Origin of the sequence: Marinifilum sp. D714, from assembly GCF_030851345.1 — a bacterium.
Lineage (GTDB): Bacteria > Bacteroidota > Bacteroidia > Bacteroidales > Marinifilaceae > Marinifilum.
In genome coordinates this window covers 1-18926 of sequence record NZ_JALPNU010000011.1, presented here as the reverse complement: position 1 = coordinate 18926, position 18926 = coordinate 1, and the positions used below count along the sequence as shown (strand labels likewise).

17 protein-coding genes are annotated in these 18926 nt (G+C 35.0%); 8 read left to right on the top strand and 9 right to left on the bottom strand.

Going from position 1 to position 18926, the window contains the following annotated elements:
- Nucleotides 1-68 precede the first annotated feature (68 nt).
- The gene (locus M0051_RS11570; protein WP_306741693.1) at nt 69-734 is read left to right on the top strand and encodes a glutathione peroxidase; all 666 of its coding nucleotides are present in this window, start codon (nt 69-71) and stop codon (nt 732-734) included.
- Between the two features lie 37 nt (nt 735-771).
- On the opposite strand, the gene M0051_RS11565 is transcribed toward M0051_RS11570, so the two are convergent.
- The 9 genes from M0051_RS11565 to M0051_RS11525 form a co-directional block, all read right to left on the bottom strand.
- Complete coding sequence (locus M0051_RS11565; RefSeq protein WP_306741692.1) at nt 772-1647, bottom strand: diacylglycerol kinase family protein; 876 nt, start codon at nt 1645-1647, stop codon at nt 772-774.
- 75 nt (nt 1648-1722) lie between these two features.
- Nucleotides 1723-3633 carry an LTA synthase family protein gene (locus tag M0051_RS11560; RefSeq protein WP_306741691.1) on the bottom strand — a complete coding sequence of 637 codons (1911 nt, stop codon included), beginning with the start codon at nt 3631-3633 and terminating at the stop codon, nt 1723-1725.
- A 279-nt stretch (nt 3634-3912) separates the two neighbouring features.
- The gene (locus M0051_RS11555; RefSeq protein WP_306741690.1) at nt 3913-4914 is read right to left on the bottom strand and encodes a GDP-mannose 4,6-dehydratase; all 1002 of its coding nucleotides are present in this window, start codon (nt 4912-4914) and stop codon (nt 3913-3915) included.
- On the bottom strand, nt 4904-6643 hold the full coding sequence (locus M0051_RS11550; protein ID WP_306741689.1) for a glycosyltransferase family 39 protein: 1740 nt from the start codon (nt 6641-6643) through the stop codon (nt 4904-4906). Before M0051_RS11550 ends, M0051_RS11555 begins: the two co-directional genes overlap by 11 nt.
- A 6-nt stretch (nt 6644-6649) precedes the next feature.
- Nucleotides 6650-7294: a lipid-A-disaccharide synthase N-terminal domain-containing protein gene (locus tag M0051_RS11545; protein WP_306741688.1), complete on the bottom strand. Its 645-nt coding sequence runs from the start codon at nt 7292-7294 to the stop codon at nt 6650-6652.
- The gene (locus M0051_RS11540; RefSeq protein ID WP_306741687.1) at nt 7291-8058 is read right to left on the bottom strand and encodes a glycosyltransferase; all 768 of its coding nucleotides are present in this window, start codon (nt 8056-8058) and stop codon (nt 7291-7293) included. The genes M0051_RS11545 and M0051_RS11540 overlap by 4 nt, the downstream gene beginning before the upstream one ends.
- Before the next feature lie 33 nt (nt 8059-8091).
- Nucleotides 8092-9348, bottom strand: a complete 1257-nt coding sequence (locus M0051_RS11535) for a HAMP domain-containing sensor histidine kinase (RefSeq protein ID WP_306741686.1) — start codon at nt 9346-9348, stop codon at nt 8092-8094.
- 2 nt (nt 9349-9350) lie between these two features.
- Nucleotides 9351-10034 carry a response regulator transcription factor gene (locus tag M0051_RS11530; protein WP_306741685.1) on the bottom strand — a complete coding sequence of 228 codons (684 nt, stop codon included), beginning with the start codon at nt 10032-10034 and terminating at the stop codon, nt 9351-9353.
- A gap of 67 nt (nt 10035-10101) precedes the next feature.
- Nucleotides 10102-11184 (bottom strand): serine hydrolase, encoded by a 1083-nt coding sequence (locus M0051_RS11525; RefSeq protein ID WP_306741684.1) that lies wholly within the window; start codon nt 11182-11184, stop codon nt 10102-10104.
- 143 nt (nt 11185-11327) lie between these two features.
- On the opposite strand from M0051_RS11525, the gene M0051_RS11520 reads away from it, so the two are divergent.
- The 7 genes from M0051_RS11520 to M0051_RS11490 all read left to right on the top strand — a co-directional run bounded on the left by M0051_RS11520 (nt 11328) and on the right by M0051_RS11490 (nt 18867).
- Nucleotides 11328-12662, top strand: a complete 1335-nt coding sequence (locus M0051_RS11520) for a YihY/virulence factor BrkB family protein (protein WP_306741683.1) — start codon at nt 11328-11330, stop codon at nt 12660-12662.
- A gap of 149 nt (nt 12663-12811) precedes the next feature.
- The gene (locus tag M0051_RS11515; RefSeq protein WP_306741682.1) at nt 12812-13150 is read left to right on the top strand and encodes a hypothetical protein; all 339 of its coding nucleotides are present in this window, start codon (nt 12812-12814) and stop codon (nt 13148-13150) included.
- A 12-nt stretch (nt 13151-13162) separates the two neighbouring features.
- Nucleotides 13163-13396 (top strand): zinc-ribbon domain-containing protein, encoded by a 234-nt coding sequence (locus tag M0051_RS11510; RefSeq protein WP_306741681.1) that lies wholly within the window; start codon nt 13163-13165, stop codon nt 13394-13396.
- 267 nt (nt 13397-13663) lie between these two features.
- Nucleotides 13664-15223, top strand: a complete 1560-nt coding sequence (locus M0051_RS11505; RefSeq protein ID WP_306741680.1) for a M81 family metallopeptidase — start codon at nt 13664-13666, stop codon at nt 15221-15223.
- A 1051-nt stretch (nt 15224-16274) separates the two neighbouring features.
- Entirely contained in the window at nt 16275-17180 is a 906-nt protein-coding gene (locus M0051_RS11500) for a carboxypeptidase-like regulatory domain-containing protein (RefSeq protein WP_306741679.1), read from the top strand.
- 91 nt (nt 17181-17271) lie between these two features.
- Nucleotides 17272-18132 (top strand): DUF488 family protein, encoded by an 861-nt coding sequence (locus M0051_RS11495; RefSeq protein WP_306741678.1) that lies wholly within the window; start codon nt 17272-17274, stop codon nt 18130-18132.
- A 12-nt stretch (nt 18133-18144) separates the two neighbouring features.
- Nucleotides 18145-18867, top strand: a complete 723-nt coding sequence (locus tag M0051_RS11490) for a hypothetical protein (protein ID WP_306741677.1) — start codon at nt 18145-18147, stop codon at nt 18865-18867.
- Nucleotides 18868-18926 lie beyond the last annotated feature (59 nt).

The following is an 18926-nucleotide window of genomic DNA, read 5'->3' as shown; positions in this document are numbered from 1 at the left end:
AAGGATTTTCAGATATTGATTTTGTCAAATACAGATCGGTTTTAGTTTTTAAATCAAAACAAGAATTCATGAAAAAATTAGCATTACTACTAATGGTTTTAGTAGGAGTTTATACCAGTCAGGCAATTGCCCAAAACAAAGAGAAAAAAGAATGTAAGAAGGAGTGCTGTTCCAAAAAGAAATGTGAAAGCAAAAATTTTTACAGCTATAAAATGAACTCCCTGCAGGGCGAAGAGGTAAAACTAAAGAAATACAAAGGGAAAGTGGTTTTGGTGGTTAATACGGCAAGTAAATGTGGTTTAACACCACAATACAAAGGTTTGGAAGCGATGTACCAAAAGTACAAAGACCAAGGATTGGTGATTTTGGGTTTTCCCTGCAACCAGTTTTTAGAACAGGAACCTGGAACAGCTGAGGAAATTGAAGCGTTTTGCCAGAAAAACTATGGTGTAAGTTTCCCAATGTTTGAGAAGATTGAAGTGAGAGGAGAAAATGCTCATCCACTTTATAAAATGCTGACTTCTGAAAAATCATTCAAAGGCTTTGATGATTCAGAATCAGGTCAGAAATTTAAAGGCTTTCTAAGCCAGAAATTTCCGGAAATATATGAAGGAGATGGTATAAAATGGAATTTCACAAAATTCTTAATCGATAGAGATGGAAAGGTGGTTCAGAGAATTGAACCAAATATCACGCCTGAAAGCATGGAAGAAGATATTAAGAAATTATTATAAAGAAAAAGAGCTCCAATTTGGAGCTCTTTTCTTTTATCTATGAAAGTATCTTTAGACTTTTTGAATCTACCTTTAATTTGATTCTTTCTCCAACAACAATGGGTTCTCCATCTACATGTCCTAACTGTGAGGTTTGAACAACTTCTGCTTCATCAAGTTTAAACTCTTTGAACAAGGAGGAATTTTCGATTTTTCTGGAGAAAGTTTTTAAGGTTAAAGATGGGATTTGATACCACCTTGGTTTCTTCAACAGACATAGATTTAATTTTCCATCATCAATTTTAGCTGAAGGAGCGATGTATGCATTATTCCCAAATTGAGAAGAGTTACAAAAACTAAGCATCATGCCTTCCTCTGTGAAAAAATTATTATTGTCTGTCAATTTGAATTTTTGACATTCAAATGTTCTGAAACTACTTAAAACAGCCTTAATATAGGATGTAAATCCTCGAGAATTCATCTTCGCAAATTGATGAGCGATAAGCGCATCAAAGCCAATACCTGCCACATTTACAAAACGATGCTCATTGATGCAAGCAGTATCCATTGAGTTGATTTTGGCCTGGTTAAGGTGTTGAATTGCCTTTTTTGCATTCATAGGTATTCCAAGATGTCTAGCCAATCCGTTTCCTGATCCACAAGGAACAATTCCCATGGCAACATCAGAGAAAGTCAAGGCGCTTGCTATTTCATTGATTGTACCATCGCCACCTATTGCAATCACAAGATCAAATCCTTCTTCTATGGCTTTTTTTGCAAGCTCTGATGCGTGACCAGCATATTGGGTCATTTTAATTGTCAATTGAAATCGGGACTTGTCTGTATATTTCTTCAGTAAACATTCAATATGTTTTTGTTTGCCATTACCAGAAATAGGATTGATAATGGCAAGTGTATTTAATTTGTTTTGCATACTGTTATTCAAATGCGATTTTCAGGTTTTTATGCGATAGCCTACTTAGGTTCTTAAAGAAATCTACTTCTGCATCTAGTTGTTAAAATTGTATCCCTTGTGGTGAAACAAATAGCTTGCCGTTTGATAATAAGTAATTGCTTCTCTTAACTCAGATTTGTTTAGTTCACACGATTTTTGATCATCATTCTCAATGGAATAGGATTCAATTCGTTTGGTTGGCAACTGGACGGTTAGGGAATTATTTTTAAGCAATCCAATTTTCTGATAAGTTCCAATTAAAGCCCTATCAGGTTGATCTAGAAGAATATCTTTACCGAAAAATTTAGATGTATAATCCATATTTAATAACCCCATAACAGTTGGAGCAAAATCAATTTGAGAGGCCATCGTATTTACTTCTCTAGCTTCAATTATTCCTGGAGCATAAACCATAAGTGGGATGTGATATTTCTGTACAGGTAAAGAGGTTTTACCAGCACTAGAGGCGCAGTGATCAGCTACAATTACAAATAGGGTATTGTCGAACCAATCATGTTTTTTTGCTTCACGAAGAAATTTGGCAATTGCATAGTCAGTATATTTCACGGCTCCTTTTCTTCCGGTATGTGAAGGAATATCAATCTTACCATCAGGATAGGTGTATGGCCTGTGATTCGAGGTTGTCATGATAAAGTTGTGGAATGGTTTTCCAGATTGATGGGCTTTATCAGCTACTTGCATGGCTTTGGCAAAAAGATCTTCATCGCAAACACCCCAGGCATTTTCGAATGTAATTTCATCTTTCTCAAAATCTTTCTTATCGACGATATTATAACCACTATTTCCGAAGAAATAGTTCATGTTATCGAAATAACCATTGCCAGCATATATAAAATTAGTGTCATATCCTTTCGATTTCAGAACATTACCCAAAGTGAACATCCCTTCATTTTTAGGGCGTTTCACAATAGAGTATCCAGGTGTTGGTGGTAAAGAAAGTGTTAGGGCTTCCATGCCGCGAACAGTTCTTGTACCAGTTGCATAAAAGTTTGTAAAAAACAGTGATTGTTGAGCAATGGTATCCATGTTTGGAGTAATATTGTCGGTTCTACCAAATCGGGTAAAGAAGGATCCACTCAAACTCTCTACGGTAATCATCATTACATTGTACTTTTTATCCTCACCTGGATAATTGATTTTTCGAGTCACATCAAATACATCATTACTGATAAATTCACTATTTGAAGTTTTAATAAGTTTTCTCAAATTGGTAAAAGCCTTCTTATCATCCATCGATTGATAGAAGGACTTGTAATCTAGTTCGTTGTTTCTGAAAGCCGAAAATATTTGATATATTCCATTGTGTGCCAATTCGTTGGAATAGGTGTTTTCTTGAATTTCAGCCGAGGTTTTATCAATGGTAAGAAAGGCCATTGTTGGGATCATCCAAAGTACAACACTGGTGATTAATCGACTAACAAATTTGGATTGAGAGTTAATGCATGTATCAAACTGCGTCTTAACCAATGCAAAGATTCCTCCCGAAAGCAAAAGCATTCCAAAAATGATAATTGGCATTGGATAGGACTCTTTGATATTGGAAATCACCTCGTGTGTATAAACCAGGTAATCCACTGCAATAAAGTTGTATCTTACACTAAACTCTTCCCAAAAAAACCATTCTCCAATTCCTGAAAATACAAGAATTCCAATGCTTACGATAAAGAAAGCATAAGATATCCAACGGTGTATTTTGCTGTTGAAGATTTTATCAGGAACGATTAAAAGATAGAATACAAATGGAATGATGAAGTAGGAGATGGCCACCAAATCGTAGAACAGACCAAATGCATAGATTTGAAAGAATCTGATGATGCTTAATTCAACATTCTGAAAATCTTTAATTAATAAAATGGTTCTTACCAAAAATGATAAAGCGATAAAAATAAAGCTAAATATGATTAAGCCGCCATAACGACTTTGTAGGATGTTTCTGAACTTCATATTTTTTTGAATTGTGGGATTTCAAATTTGATTCAAAAAAACAAAACAGTTCTAACAAAAATCTAACACTTGGCTTAGATGCATGAAAAAGAATATTAAAAAACTTTAAAAATACCTCTCAATCGAATGAGTTTTTAAAGAATGTTCTATTGAGAATATTAAGCTTACCTCACAAAATCCGATTATTTACTGATTTAGCATGAACATGCTAATGTGGAATTATCCTTACCAAAATAGAAGATATAAGAGTAATAAAATGAAGCGTTCTCAAACTAAATTTTATGCGACTATTTCTTTAGTATTTAATTTCTTGTACCATTGTACAAATAGTTCTATTCCTTGGTCGAATGAAACTTTGGGAGAATATCCAATTAGTTTTTTTGCTTTTGTTATATCAGCAAAAGTTTGATATACATCGCCAGCTTGCATTGGAAGACGATTGATTTTTGGGATAATTTCGGAAGCTTTAGAAATGGTCTCGATCATTTGATTTAAGGTGATAGGATAACTGTTGCCAAGGTTTATGGTTTCAAATACATTCTCGTTTTTAAATAGATATTTGCAAGTTTTAACAATTCCATCAACGGTATCGTCTACGTAAGTATAATCCCTAGCTGTACTTCCGTCTCCAAATACAGGAATTGGCTCGTCATTCATCATCAATTTCAGAAATTTATGAATTGCCAAATCTGGTCGTTGGCGAGGACCAAAAACCGTGAAGAATCTCAGGTTAATGATATCAAACTTGTAGAGGTGATGATAAGAGTGATTCAATACCTCACAAGATTTTTTCGAAAAGGCATAGGGAGAAATAACATGATCTACATTTTGCTCTTCCGAAAAAGGAACCGTTGAATTGTTTCCGTATACCGATGAGGATGAGGCGAAAGCTAGTTTTTTAATTCCCCTTTCGTTCATGAAATCAAGGATGTTTCGCGTAGCCGAAATATTGCTATCAATATAACTTTGAGGAGCTTCTATTGATGGTCTGACACCAGCTTTTCCTGCCAAATGAACAATGAGAGAAACATTATCTTCTATCTTGTTTAAAGCACCACTTTTACAAAGATCTATTTGGTAAAACTTAAACGCCTTGTTTCGTTTAAATCCTTCCATATTTTTCATCTTTATATCGATTGAATAAAAGGGGTCAAAATTATCAAGACCTACTACATGATATCCAAGATTTATAAGCTTTTCACACAAGTGAGAACCTATAAATCCGGCACATCCTGTTACAAGGATGCTCTGCTTCTTTCTATTCACTTGTTCAATTTTCATTGTCTTTTGAGTTATTCATTTCCGTAATCGCAGTTTCTTCACAGGTTTTGTCAGGAATTGAAATGGGAGTAACCAAACTGACGTATTTTTTAAAGTGTTCCTTGTTTCGTCGTTTACCAACTCTTTGCATGTTATTATCGTATCGACTGATAATATCAAGTTTAATTTTACTCATTTGAGGTTTGGTGAATACATCTTTGGGATTTTCGGTAGAGATGACCACAAATGGACTCTTCTCAGGCAAATCAAGCTTCTCTTTTGTATTCCATTGTTTTACTTCTTTTCCAATTTCATATACCAACTCAATTCTGAAATCATGTTCCCCAATACTATAATAGTTGTATTTGTGTAAATCCGTTAGGTTTCGAACCTCGGCTATGCTCTTGAAATGAGGATTTTTGTTTAGAATTCCTCCTGTATGTGGAATAATGAAGATCACAACAATTAAGAGTAATGATGTTGTACTTAATACCATACCTCTTACATTTCGATTGATCCAACAAATGACCAAACTCATTGCAACGAGTTCTGAAAAGATTGAGAAAAGTGCAAAAGTGGGAACAGACATTAAATTCTGTCTCTGAAACATAAAAAAGGCAACAATTGGAAGCGAAAAAGCTACAATGGCAATAGTCCAAGTATTGATTCCAAATAAAATATGGTCTGCTTTTTTAGCACTTTCATTCTTAAAAACAATATATAGGTGATGAAGGAATTGTCCTGCTAATAAAGCACTAGGAATCAATACGGGTAAAAGATATCTGTCTTTTTTTTCAGGAATCAATGAAAGAAGAATTACTGAAGATAAAGTCCAAATCAATGCAAACTTGTATTCCTTTTTTGTCTCAAAGTTCTTAAAAGCATACGGGAATAATAAACTTGTAAATATAACAAGTGTCCATATTCCAGATTGAATTGGAAAGTTCCAATAGTAATAAAAAGGACGCACATGGCGATTCATCCACGAACCAGACTCTAGTTTAGCAACTGCTGCAGCCTCTTGAGAATGTGCAATTGAAATGTAAACTGGCCACCAAAAACTAATGATTGCAAATATGAACAAACAAAGTACAATGGGTTTCCAGTATTGTTTCAGATCTTTTAATCTGTAAACTGAAAAATAAGCAATTAAAAATGGTAGAAGGAGAGCAAAAAATGCCACTGGACCTTTACTTAGAAAGGATAATCCTAACAAAACGCCGGTGAACGAAAACTTAATCCATAAACTTTTGCTATTATGATTTTTAAAGGCGCTGTGAATGATCCAGATGGCACCTAACATGAAGCTGTGACAATATATGTCCCATGTTCCTGTTCTGCTCATATAAAGTACATAAAAGCTGCTAACAAGGACAAGACTGTTAGTTAATGCTTTTATTCGATTGCCGCTTAAACTAATGGTAAATTGATACATGAAGAAAACCATTAGTGAACCCATTATTCCAGCTGGAAATCTAAGCATGCTTAAATTTTCCATGCCAAATGTGTTTCCGAAAAATGCAGTAATCCATGTAGGGAGTGGAGGTTTAGCCAATCGTAACTCTCCATTCATCGTTGGTACAAGCCAATTTCCTTTCTCAATCATTTCGCGGGCCGTAACAAAGTTTCTGGCCTCCATGATATTCACAAAGAACTCACCATTGAAAAGGAAAAACGAAATATAGCAAGTAATAATAAGCAATATGGCATGTGCATATCTATTGTTATCTTGTATTGATTCAAAATTCATTGCTTTTTAATTTTCAGAATTTACCATGAGTTTTTTTTTTCGGATCAAAATGATATTTCTAGCGTAAACAATCATTCCAAATCCTTGTCCAATGAATAATACCGGATCTGTTCGATAAATTGCATATGATAAAATCATACATGATCCGATGATGCTTATGATCCAAAACCCCAAAGGGAGGCAAGATTCACCTTTTTTCTCGGAATAAATCCATTGATAAACGAATCGGAATGTGAAGGTAATTTGACCTGCCATACCCCAAATCAGGAGTAAAAGTGGAATGTCTTTATTCTTAAATAAGAGAGTATGATGTAATTCCCAGTTTAGTAGAATGTTAGCAATGGCAATTATTGGAGTGCCAAGGGCCAGAATTCTCGAAATTAAAGGCAACTTTTTCCAGCGGTTTTGCAATTGAAGATTACGGATATAGATTGTATATGCAATGATTTGACCAAAGATGATCGCAAAATCATTGCGTAATAATCCATACACAAATAAAAGCCAGGAAGCCAATATGCTTAACTGCCAGAATATTGCGGGCGAAAGAGAATCTCCCGCTTTTTCAGATTTTATCCATTGAACAATTAGTCGTGCAGAGAATAGGGCTTGAGCCATGAATCCAACAGCATAGATGTACAAGTTTTCTTTCATCCCTGGTTTGATATTTCATAATTGATGTATCTTTTTTTCATCCAACGATAAGCAAAGCAATCTTTAAATGGGCCTATCAAGCGATTGAACAGATGGTATTTTGCTTCGCCGGCAATTCTTGGGAAATGACGAACAGGAACTTGTTTAATTTCTCCATTTTGCAGCATGATAAGAGCTGGAATAAAGCGATGCATACCTGTAAAAAATGGAATTTTCTTAGCATATTTGGTTTGCATTATTTTTAAAGGACAACCTGTGTCAATGGCTTTATCTTTGGTCATGAACCGACGAAAATTGTTGGCTATGGTGGAGCTCATATTTTTCACAAAACTATCTTTTCGGTCTTTTCGATAGCCAGTCACCAAAGCATAATCGTGGCGATATTTCATTAGTAGATCAAAATCGAAAGGAGTTGTTTGTAAATCAGAATCAATATAGCCTACAAATTCTGTGTTTGCATGATCAATGCCTGCCTTAAGTGCGGCACTTAATCCCATGTTTTTGCTTAGCTCAATGTATTGAAAACGATCGAAGCCTTTACAAATTTTTTCAATCATCATTTGACTGTAGTCTGAAGATCCATCGTTTACAAATAACACCTTAGATCGATAAGGAGAAGCGGAAAAATATGAATTAAATTCCTCTTTAACTCGTGCAAGGTTATCTTCCTCGTTGTACACGGGAACAACAATGGTAAGCTCAAATTTTGGATGCGATAAATTCATGATATGATCTGTTAGTTCTTCCATTCCTAATAAAAACATGGAACAAAAGTCTGTCACAGATCTAACAAAAACCTAACAGTCTGGCGATTTGAATGTAAAAGTATGTTTAAAATTCTTAAATGAGTACTGAATTTTCATTCCATAATGATCTGCAATCTTTTTTACGAGGGCCAAACCAATGCCCGTAGACTTAGAGCTTTTGCTTTCTTTGTAAAAGCGTTTAAAAATTAATTCGGGATCTTTAATTGCAGTTTCACCATGGTTTGAAATACTGAATTGAGTCTTGGATATTTTAATTTCAATAATTTTACTTGCAGGACTATGGTTAACAGCATTGGTTGTAATGTTTTGGATCAAAAGACTTGCCAGTCGCATGTCCATTTTTATTCTGCAATCTTCGGAGGTATAAATATCCACACTTAGATTACGATCTTGAAGAATCTCATCCAGATTATCGATACGTATTTTAAGAAGTTTACTAAATGATACCTCTTCAGTCTCATTGAATTGTCCATGATCAATTTTAGCCAAAAGCAATAATCCTTTTACAATTCCTGATAATCGATCTGTTGAAAGATAAATTTCTCGAATAGATTGTATCGTTTCATCATTTAAATTTGTTTCAGAAAATAGGTTTTCGCATTTATTTCGGATAATTGCCAGTGGCGTTTGCAGTTCATGAGCTGCATTGGCCGAAAACTCTTTTGATGAACGATAATCTTTTTCCAGTCGATCAGACATTTTTGTGATCACTTGATTCAAATCATCAAATTCTTCAATACCGGTATCTTTTAACTTCAATTGATTATTGGAGCTAAAAGAATATCCTTTTAATAATTCTACATTTTTATTAAAAGTTCCCCAAAGTATGGTGTTCATTTTTTGAGTAAAAAGAAGAACAAGGATAAAAATCAATCCCAGAACCGTAGAAATTAAAGCCGTAAAAAGAGAAAAAATATCATCAAATTCCATGAGCATTTGTCGAGTGATAATTTGATAGTGTTTTCCATTAAATGATTTGAAAGTGCTTAGTTCTCTATAAGGAACAAGATCGTCATGTTTTGCATCATATATCAGAGTATCTTTTGAACTTGAATTTTCGACTTTAGAAAATGCTATTTCCTCAACAATGTCAGTTGGGTATACATTTAAGAAATTCCCATTTTTTTCAAAGGTTTCTGCTATCACCTCAGCTTCCAGTAATAGTTGTTGATCAATCTCTTCCTTTAGAATAAAATTACTCATCAGAATGATTACAACATCTGCAATTAAAAATACCAGGATACCATATCTTAAGTAGGTACGGTTAATTTTACTAAGTAGCTTCATTTTTAATGAATTTCAAATTTATAGCCGAAGCCATGAACGGTTTTAATGTAGTTTTCGCCAGTATGCTTTTTCAGTTTCTTTCTTAGGCGATTGATGTGCGTATAAATGAAATCGGAGTTGTCCATGAAAACGGAGTTTTCTCCCCAAACATGTTCAAATAAGCTCTCCTTTGTCAAAACTCTATTCTCATTTTCAATAAAATAAAGTAAGAGATCATATTCTTTTTTGCTAAAGTCTACATGCTCTCCGTCAATTTTTATCGTTCTATCTTGTGTTTCAATTTCAATGTTTTCAAACTTGATAATACTAGTATGAGTATGGAAATTTCTACGTAGAAGTGCATTTATGCGAGCATTCAACTCTGATAAATGGAATGGTTTTACCAAATAATCATCGGCCCCCAGGTTTAATCCATCCACACGATCTTCCAGCTTATCACGAGCTGAGATAATAATTACCCCGGTTTCATTCCAAATGGATTTGATAAAGGGAATGCAATCCAAACCATCGCCATCAGGCAAACCCAAATCGAGTAATACGATTGGGTAAAACTTTTTATCGAAAAGTTGTTTCCCTTCTTTTATGTTGGTGGCACATATACATTTAAAACCTGATGACTTTAAAAAGTCAGCAACGGTTTTTTGCAGGCTTAAATCATCTTCAATCAGTAAAATCTCTTTATCCATGGGGGCTGAAATTAAGAAATGGGATCATCTATTTTGTAAATAAACGTGAATTTGCTCGAAATCTTGCCTATTTCATAAACAGATTGGCAATTTCATGACTGAAGTTTAGAAACCTTACATTTGAAAGATTGGTTAAAACTACTACACAGACTTCTTCTTTAGGATAAATAATCATGTGGGTGGTTGCTCCAATCGATCCACCTGAATGACCATAGTAATAATGCCCTTTATGATCTTTTCCACTTGCCCAACCAATTCCATACTCCGTTACTTTTCCTTTTGTTGTTTCCTGTGAACGAGTTAATTCATCAATTTGTTTTTGACTCAGGTATCCTGCTTTACAATGCGCTTTGGCAAATCGCATGATATCTTCCGATGTTGACAAAAAGCCACCACCTGCCCATTTAATGCTATTGTCAACAAACGGACCATTTACGATTCTATTATCGTTGGTTCTTTGATAAAATCCAGTACGATTGACTATGATACTATCGGTATGATCGGCAATGGTATTGTGCATTTCCAATGGATTAAAAACATGCTTTTGCATGTAGGAAAGAAACTCTTCACCAGAAGCTTTTTCGACTATACGACTCAACAGGTTCCAACCATAGCTTGAATAATGATATTCCTTTCCAGGATAAGAGATCAAAGGATCATTTTCGAAGATTTCAAGTGCATCATCAATATTGTCGAAATGTTTGGCACTTAAAAATTCATTTCCATTGTAATGGCGAATACCTGCCAAATGACCAGCTACCATTCGACTGGTAATTTTCCCTTGTTTCTTAGGAAAATAGGGTAAATAGTATTGAATGGACGAATCCAATTGAAGTTTGTTTTGAGCCCACAATTGTATAAGCGCATCGGCACTTACAGGTTTTGAGATGCTACCAATGCGAAACTTTGTTTTAGCAGGATCTACTTTTGTTTGTGCTTCCAGATTTCCATATCCAAATCCTTTGGAAAGAACGTTTTCACCTTTCACCGAAACGGTAATTGCCAATCCAGGAATTTGATTCTTAGCAATAAAGTCATTTGTCAACTCAATGGCTTGCTTAATTGGTTTATCATACACTGCTTTTTGACTCTGGCATGATAATACAAGAAGAACCAAAAGGCATGTCAGTACAGATTTTGAGAATTTCATAGATTTAGTTTTGGTGGATATGAGTTAAAATTATAAAATAATTCAAATATGATACTACATTTTAAGTCATGTTTAGCATTTGTCAAATCATATGCTTTTGATTAATTTGCAAACTATAAAAACTATTATAAAAAGCTTTGCTGATGAGTAAAATTCGCGAATATTTTGATCTGACAATGAACTTCTTGAGTAGGGGAGTATGGAACATGCGTTTGAAGGATTTATCGGGACACCGTTATTTCCTGATCAGACAATTGCGAATTTACCTTTTGGCGGTAAAAGGATTTTACGAAGACAAATGTCAGTTGAGAGCTTCGGCGCTTACATTTTACTCATTGCTGTCGGTGGTTCCGGTATTGGCTATGGCTTTTGGTATAGCCAAAGGATTTAATTTAGAAGCCCGACTGGAAACAGAACTAAAAACAAATCTTGCAGGCCAGCAAGAAGTATTGACCTGGCTGATTGAGTTTGCCAATAAGATGTTGGAAAATACAAAAGGATCATTAATAGCAGGATTAGGATTTATAATTTTGTTTTGGTCGGTGGTAAAGGTTTTAAGCAATATCGAGGAATCGTTTAATGATGTATGGCGAATTAAAAAGCCAAGAACATGGGGAAGAAAGTTTAGCGATTATACTGCTTTGATGATATTTGCTCCGATTTTACTTATTGGATCAAGTGGGGCAACTGTTTTCTTGAAATCAAATATTTCAGGAGTCTTACCTGATGCATTGTTCGAATTGGTTGGGCCATTCATCATGTTCTTGCTAAACCTGGCTCCATTCTTTTTGGTTTGGATTCTTTTTACCCTTTTGTACACATTTATGCCAAACACGCATGTAAAGTTTAAATCTGGCTTGCTTGCTGGTATTATTGCAGGAACCATTTATCAGATGTTTCAAGTGTTATATATCGAATTTCAGGGAATGGTAACCACTTACAATGCAGTATACGGTAGTTTTGCTGCCTTGCCTTTGTTCTTGATGTGGTTGCAATTGAGTTGGCTGGTGGTGTTGTTTGGAGCGGAAATTTCATTTGCAGAGCAGAATGTGGAGAACTACGAGTACGAAGCTGAAACCACAGAGATCTCTTACGATTACAAAAGATTATTGAGCTTGTATGTTTTGAACCTCATCGTTCAAAATTTTAAACAAGACAATAAGCCATTGTGTTCGCAAGAAATATCGCATCAACTAGAAATGCCAATTCGTTTGGTACGCGAAATATTATACAATCTCAACAACGCAGGATTAATTTCTGAATTGACAACAGATAAAGACAAACAGATGGCGTATCAACCAGCCTTTGATATTAACGAAATGACCGTAAGCAAGGTAATTGATTTGTTGGAGAAATGGGGGTCTGACAAGATTCCAGTATTGGAAACAGAGGTTTATGCCGACCTTAAATTGATTATCGAAGAGTATCGAAAGTCTTTTTCGGTTGAGGGAAGAGAAATTCTATTGAAAGATATTTAAGCAATGACCAATTAAAAGGTGAGTGTTTCCCTTTTAAGGGAAACTGTCGACAGACTAAAGGGTGAAATGGTAAAAAATTATAAAAAGCAATCCTCTCCCTGTCGGGCTCTCCTCTAAAAAGGGAGAATTCTGAAATAAAACTATTGCATATGAATTGGCAGTTTCAAGAAATAAACAAAATTAAATCACTGTTGGTAACACTTATCTGTTTATTTTCATTTGCTTGTACTCCTTATTCTGAAAGAGTATTGTTGCCCTTAGAGTTAAAAGGAGTGGTGTCTAATACATATATTGATTATCATGATCATGCCATCCGAGTAGTTGGGATTAATCAGGAGAACGAATACATAGAAATCTATGTTACCAGAGAGGATAACAAGGATTTTTATGAGAATATATGTAAGGGAGATTCGATAAAGAAGGATTCCAATAGTTTGGATTTCTATGTGAGAAACAACAAATGTTTAATGAGATATACAATCGATTAATATTATAAAAATATGATCTTCATCTTTGGAGCCAACGATAAAGTAATAGAACAACGTCAATCTTACCAGCAAGAACACTGCTACAATTGCAACAACACAACACATTGGACATTGGAAAAGAATGCAACTTATGCCAGTTTGTTCTTTATTTCAGTTTTCCCAATAAAAACCAGGTACATCTACTACTGCCCGATTTGCAGGAATGGAAGGCAGTTGGAGAAAGAGGAATACGAAAGAATGAGGTAAAACAATGAACAATGATCAGTTATCAATGATCAATTAAAAGGTATTAGTTTCCATTTAAAACTCAGTAAATTTGTTGTTTTCTCCCTTTCAGGGGAGATCCCGACAGGGAGAGGGGTGTTTTAAGAGTGAACCATGATCAATCAAGAAAGTGCACCTTAATAATTAACTTATTTCATCAATCGAATCGCATTAATCACTATTTTTACCGAAGTTTGAATTGACTAAGGTATCCCAAAAGCCAAATCTGAGTACCTAAATTTCAAATTAATGAACAACAAGTCTGTTATCACGATCTTTGCATTGTGCATGCTTTTAATCTCATCATGTGCGAAGAAAGAGAAAAAAGATCTGCCTAAAATTGCCATTGCAGGATTCTGGATTGAGTCGAGCACTTTTTCGCCTGCCAAAAGCGATGTGAATTCCTTTAAGCAATTAAGAGGAGATGAGATATTCGATTACTATCCATTCTTTGGTGTAGATTCTACCTTAAGAAAGCAAGCCCAATGGGTTCCAACCCTAAGAACTCGTGCAATTCCTGGTGGAGTAGTAACCAAGGAAACCTACGAAGCTTTCGTAAACGAAATATTGGAAAAACTAAAGATAAACGGCCCTTTTGATGCCATGTTTTTGGACGTTCACGGAGCAAGTAGTGTGGAAGGAATGGATGATCCGGAAGGGGATTTAATTACCAGAATTAGAGAGGTTGTTGGAACTGATTGTATGATTTCTACGAGCATGGATTTGCATGGCAATGTGACTCCTGAATTGGTAAAGCATTCCGATTTAATTACCTGTTTCCGATTGGCTCCACACGAGGATGCTATGGAAACCAGAAGAAGAGCCGTGAAGAACCTTTTGGATCGCTTAGAGAGCGGAAAAGGCAAACCAAAATACAAAGCATGGATTCCGGTTCCGGTTCTATTGCCGGGAGAAAAAACCAGTACTCGAATTGAACCAGGAAAAAGCCTGTATGCAAAAATTGATCCTTTAACCAAACAGGATGGTGTGATTGATGCTGCCATATGGGTTGGTTATGCCTGGGGCGATGCGCCAAGAAACACTGCCACGGTTACCGCTTATGGCGATAACAAGGAAAAGGTTGCCAAAGCAGCCGAATATCTGGCAAAAAGTTTCTGGGATGTAAGAAAAGAATTCGAATTTGTAGCTCCTGTTGCCAGTCTGGATGAAAGTTTAAACGCAGCCATTAAGAGTGACAAGAAGCCATTCATTATTAGCGATATGGGCGATAATCCAACTGCAGGTGGTGCGGGTGATGTAACCTGGACTTTGGCAGAACTTTTAAAGAGACCAGAATTTAAAAAGGCAGACGGACCAAGTTTGATTTACGCATCGATTCCTGGACCAAAATTCGTTGAAAAGGCAGTGAAGTTGGGCGAGGGAGCTATGATAGAGGCTGAAGCTGGTGCAAATGTGGATTCACGCTATTCGGGCCCGGTGAAACTGAAAGGAAGGATTGAAAAGATAAGACATGGCGACAAGCATGCCGAAATCGAAGTGGTAGTGAAGGTAGGAAGCATGCATGTGATTGTAACCAAAATCCGTAAACCATACCATCACGAAGCTGATTTTACCAACTTGGGATTAAATCCTCGTCAATCGGATATTGTGATGGTGAAGATTGGTTATTTGGTTCCAGAATTGTACAACATGCGTGGTGATTGGTTGATGGCGCTAACACCAGGTGGTGTTGATCAGGATTTGATCCGTTTGGGACACAAACGAATTAAACGTCCAATGTTCCCTTTTGATGCAGATATGGAAAATCCAGATCTATCAGCTCGAATGATACCACTATCGAACGAATAAACACAATAAAAATATACAGTAGAGACGTACGGCCGTACGTCTCTTTTTTTGCCGTGAACTTACCAATAAACCACGAATTTCGCAGATGATACGAATGATCACAACGGGATTTGATTAGGACGCAGATTGATATGATGATTAGGGTGAACGCAGATTGGACACCACTGACAACTGAAAATTGATAACAGATAACCAAAATCTGACAAGCAATACCGATTATTAATTTGTATAAGCCACTAATGCGTTTCACTTCTAATGCCTAACAAATTATATATCGGCATTATACCTAAACTATTCGAGAGCTTAAAATAGCTCTCTATTTTTTATATATGGTATTAAAAGACATTGCGAGGAGCTTTGTAATGTCTGCATATAACACAAAGCTTTGCCGGAATGGAATGAAAAGAATAGGAATGTAGCTTTGTAGGTTTAAGAATAGACCGCAAACAGGTTTGGGAGAAGCCATAAGCTTCTGGAAAATACTACTGCTTCGTTGTAGACTAAAGGAGAGAAGAGTGAAACAAAGTCAAGGCTTTAAGAAATGCATTAAAAGAGCAAAGAAATGCCATTGAAAAAAAACAAAAACATTTATAAAGTATTAAAAAACTTATTGTTACCTTAGTAATTGCATGTAAGCAAAGGAAAAATGCCATTAGGCTTTTTGTTTTTCGATTTGGGCATGATGGAAATGATGGTTTCGAACTTAGAAATAATGTATGAAGAGAAATAAACAAGCTTAAGGCCTACAGAAATTAATCAGAAGAGAAACGAGAAGGCATAGCTTTAAAACGAGTAGGTAAAGGAGAATAACGCGGAGGTAAACCGTTGCAGTGCGAATGTCTTTGTGCATGGCGCGAAAAGATGGCTTTTAAAAGCAGGAGTCTATGATTTAAAAGCGAAATCCTATGTGTGTTGAGCGAATGTTGATGATTTGCTTGCGCAAGCAAGGTGTTGAAGAGAAAGGGTTGATGTTTGGTGTGCTTGTGTAAGTGTGCGAAAAGAAGAAGCAATACATCAAGTCAAAATAAACCCAGATACTCAAATAAACACCATGGACAAAGCCCAATACCGAATCTTTAAACAAGCTTTACGTTTGCAACATTTTGGAGCAGAAAGCTCAGTGTTGCAAAAGGATACTTTCTATCAGAAGGCTCACCAAAAACTCTTACATCTGGTAACTCAACTCGAAGAGCTAAATATAAATCAGGACCGAAGCAAGAGTAAAATAGCTTACAAGAAACAGGATAGCCGTGAACAATTGGAAACCCTATGTTTTCAGGTGGCCAGTTTATTGAAAAGCTATGGTAACTTTCATGAATTCATTCCTTTTTCTTCCTTAAAAGGCTTTGGCAAGAACCAGCTTTACAAATACTCAGGAATAAATTTATTAATAAATTCAGAGAAACTAAAGGGAATTCTTGATGAATATCCTGATGAAAGTATAAAGGCTAAAGTTGGGAGTGCATTGAAAGAAGCCTTGATGAACAGCATTGCCTTGTTCGATGATTTGTTGGAGGATCCGAAAAGGAACAAGAAAAAATTGAAGAGAACAGGAGAGAAAATTCAGGAAAGCTTAAAGCAATACCAAAACTTGCTGAATGATGTGATCATTCCCTATGTAAAGGGGAAGTATGCTGGTGAAAATCCCAAGTTGGTTTCTAGAATGGAAAGTGTATTGAAGTACAATAAGATCCCCAGAAGGAAGATTAGTCTGGCAGGAACAATTATGGATGAGGAAGGCCGTCCAATACATAGACCAAGACTTTCTGTAGACAAGAAAAAACCGATGGTGAAACGAGGTACAAAGGGCAATTATTTTATCAAAAACCTAACTGCTGGTCAGCATAACCTGGTCTTTACTTGTAAGAACTATAAAACGGTTAAAAAGGCAGTCATGATTACAAACGATTCAGTTTACAGGTTGGATGTAGTAATGGTTGCAGTGAATAGTAAATAATGTTACTTTCTAATAAAATTATTAGTTCTATTTGATTTTTATCCTTGTGATTATAGAGTATATTTGTTGTATGTTTTATAGGAGAAAGATAATGTTAAGCTTAATACAGCTTCTTAACAATGAGGTGGATAAACTGAGGTTTCAAAAATTATTATTTTTATATTGTAAAAAGAAAAGTAATAGTGAGTATGATTTTATACCTTATAAATTTGGATGTTATTCTTATTCTGCAAATGCTGATTTAACAGCACTTGCCAAAAAGAATATAATTAGTGAGACGGATAATAGTTACAGGATAGTTGATAAGGTTGATTATTTGGAATTATTAAAACCTAAAGACAAGAATTTACTAAAAGAAGTTGTAAATATTTATGGAAAAATGAGTGCCAATTCATTGATTGTGCATACTTACATAAATTACCCATTTTACGCCATAAAAAGTACGATTGCTCAAAAAGTACTGAATGAAAAGCTATATAAAAGGGTTATTGATGTTATTCCAAATAATGATACTGAAACTTTATTTACTATAGGTTATGAAGGTATTTCGTTAGAAAAGTATTTAAGTAGATTAGTAAAAAATAATATTAAAGTTCTTGTTGATGTTAGAAGAAACCCACTAAGTATGAAATACGGTTTTAGTAAAACTCTGCTGTCTCGTTATTGTGAAAGTTTAGATATAATTTACGTACATATTCCCGATGTAGGGATTGATTCAAACAAAAGGCAAGAATTAAATACACAAAAGGATTATGATGAATTGTTTGAAGATTATAATCTTAACAACTTAACGAGAAATATAAATAGCAGGAAGGAAATATTACAAATTTTAACTAAAAACAAAAGAATTGCCTTAACATGTTTTGAGGCCAATATTCATCAATGTCATCGATTACATCTCGCAGAATCATTAAGGGAGCTGCATCCTGATATAAGAATCGAACACATTTAATTAACTCACCCAATGTCTCTAACCAAAGTTCTAATTACAGTAAAAACTTACCCAGCAATTTCAGGAAAATATGATGAATTAGTATGTACTGCAGGTTTTACGGAGAATGGAAATTGGATTAGAATATATCCTGTTCCTTTTAGAAAAAAATCATATAATGAGCAGTATCGTAAATACGAATGGATTGAATTAGATTTGGTTAAGAATAAGAGTGATTTTAGACCAGAAAGTTTTAGGCCATATTCAATTGATAGCAAAATTATACGAGGAGAATTTATTGATACAAAAGGGAATTGGTTGAAGCGAAAAGAAATTGTATTAAAAAATGTATATACAAATTTGGATAAGTTAATAAAAGAAGCTCAAAATAAAGATATATGTACTTCATTGGCGGTTTTTAAGCCATCTAAAATTATTAGCTTTAATGTAACTCCAGTTGAAAGAGAGTGGGACAAAAAGAAAATTGCAAAATTAATGGCCTCAAGAGATCAAGGAAACCTATTTGAACATCCTGAGGATCCTTTTGAGGTTGTTAATAAATTACCATATAAATTCACGTACACTCTTCTTGATGACCTAGGAAAGAAGAGTACCATGATGATTGAAGATTGGGAAATTGGAGCACTTTATTGGGGATTGGTGAAAAAGTATAATGGTAATGAAGATAAAGCAGTAGAGGATGTTCGAAAAAAATATTTTGGACACTGTCCCACAAAGTGTGTAAATGAAATTTAGAGGGTTAGATGTTTAGTCTGACCCTTTCTTCAAATATAGTTAAAAACTGATTTAAGATC

Bases quoted from the DNA above. Each gene is read 5' to 3' on its own strand.
- M0051_RS11570 (WP_306741693.1), top strand. From the start codon at position 69: ATGAAAAAATTAGCATTACTACTAATGGTTTTAGTAGGAGTTTATACC.
- M0051_RS11565 (WP_306741692.1), bottom strand. From the start codon at position 1,647: ATGCAAAACAAATTAAATACACTTGCCATTATCAATCCTATTTCTGGT.
- M0051_RS11560 (WP_306741691.1), bottom strand. From the start codon at position 3,633: ATGAAGTTCAGAAACATCCTACAAAGTCGTTATGGCGGCTTAATCATA.
- M0051_RS11555 (WP_306741690.1), bottom strand. From the start codon at position 4,914: ATGAAAATTGAACAAGTGAATAGAAAGAAGCAGAGCATCCTTGTAACA.
- M0051_RS11550 (WP_306741689.1), bottom strand. From the start codon at position 6,643: ATGAATTTTGAATCAATACAAGATAACAATAGATATGCACATGCCATA.
- M0051_RS11545 (WP_306741688.1), bottom strand. From the start codon at position 7,294: ATGAAAGAAAACTTGTACATCTATGCTGTTGGATTCATGGCTCAAGCC.
- M0051_RS11540 (WP_306741687.1), bottom strand. From the start codon at position 8,058: ATGTTTTTATTAGGAATGGAAGAACTAACAGATCATATCATGAATTTA.
- M0051_RS11535 (WP_306741686.1), bottom strand. From the start codon at position 9,348: ATGAAGCTACTTAGTAAAATTAACCGTACCTACTTAAGATATGGTATC.
- M0051_RS11530 (WP_306741685.1), bottom strand. From the start codon at position 10,034: ATGGATAAAGAGATTTTACTGATTGAAGATGATTTAAGCCTGCAAAAA.
- M0051_RS11525 (WP_306741684.1), bottom strand. From the start codon at position 11,184: ATGAAATTCTCAAAATCTGTACTGACATGCCTTTTGGTTCTTCTTGTA.
- M0051_RS11520 (WP_306741683.1), top strand. From the start codon at position 11,328: ATGAGTAAAATTCGCGAATATTTTGATCTGACAATGAACTTCTTGAGT.
- M0051_RS11515 (WP_306741682.1), top strand. From the start codon at position 12,812: ATGAATTGGCAGTTTCAAGAAATAAACAAAATTAAATCACTGTTGGTA.
- M0051_RS11510 (WP_306741681.1), top strand. From the start codon at position 13,163: ATGATCTTCATCTTTGGAGCCAACGATAAAGTAATAGAACAACGTCAA.
- M0051_RS11505 (WP_306741680.1), top strand. From the start codon at position 13,664: ATGAACAACAAGTCTGTTATCACGATCTTTGCATTGTGCATGCTTTTA.
- M0051_RS11500 (WP_306741679.1), top strand. From the start codon at position 16,275: ATGGACAAAGCCCAATACCGAATCTTTAAACAAGCTTTACGTTTGCAA.
- M0051_RS11495 (WP_306741678.1), top strand. From the start codon at position 17,272: ATGTTAAGCTTAATACAGCTTCTTAACAATGAGGTGGATAAACTGAGG.
- M0051_RS11490 (WP_306741677.1), top strand. From the start codon at position 18,145: ATGTCTCTAACCAAAGTTCTAATTACAGTAAAAACTTACCCAGCAATT.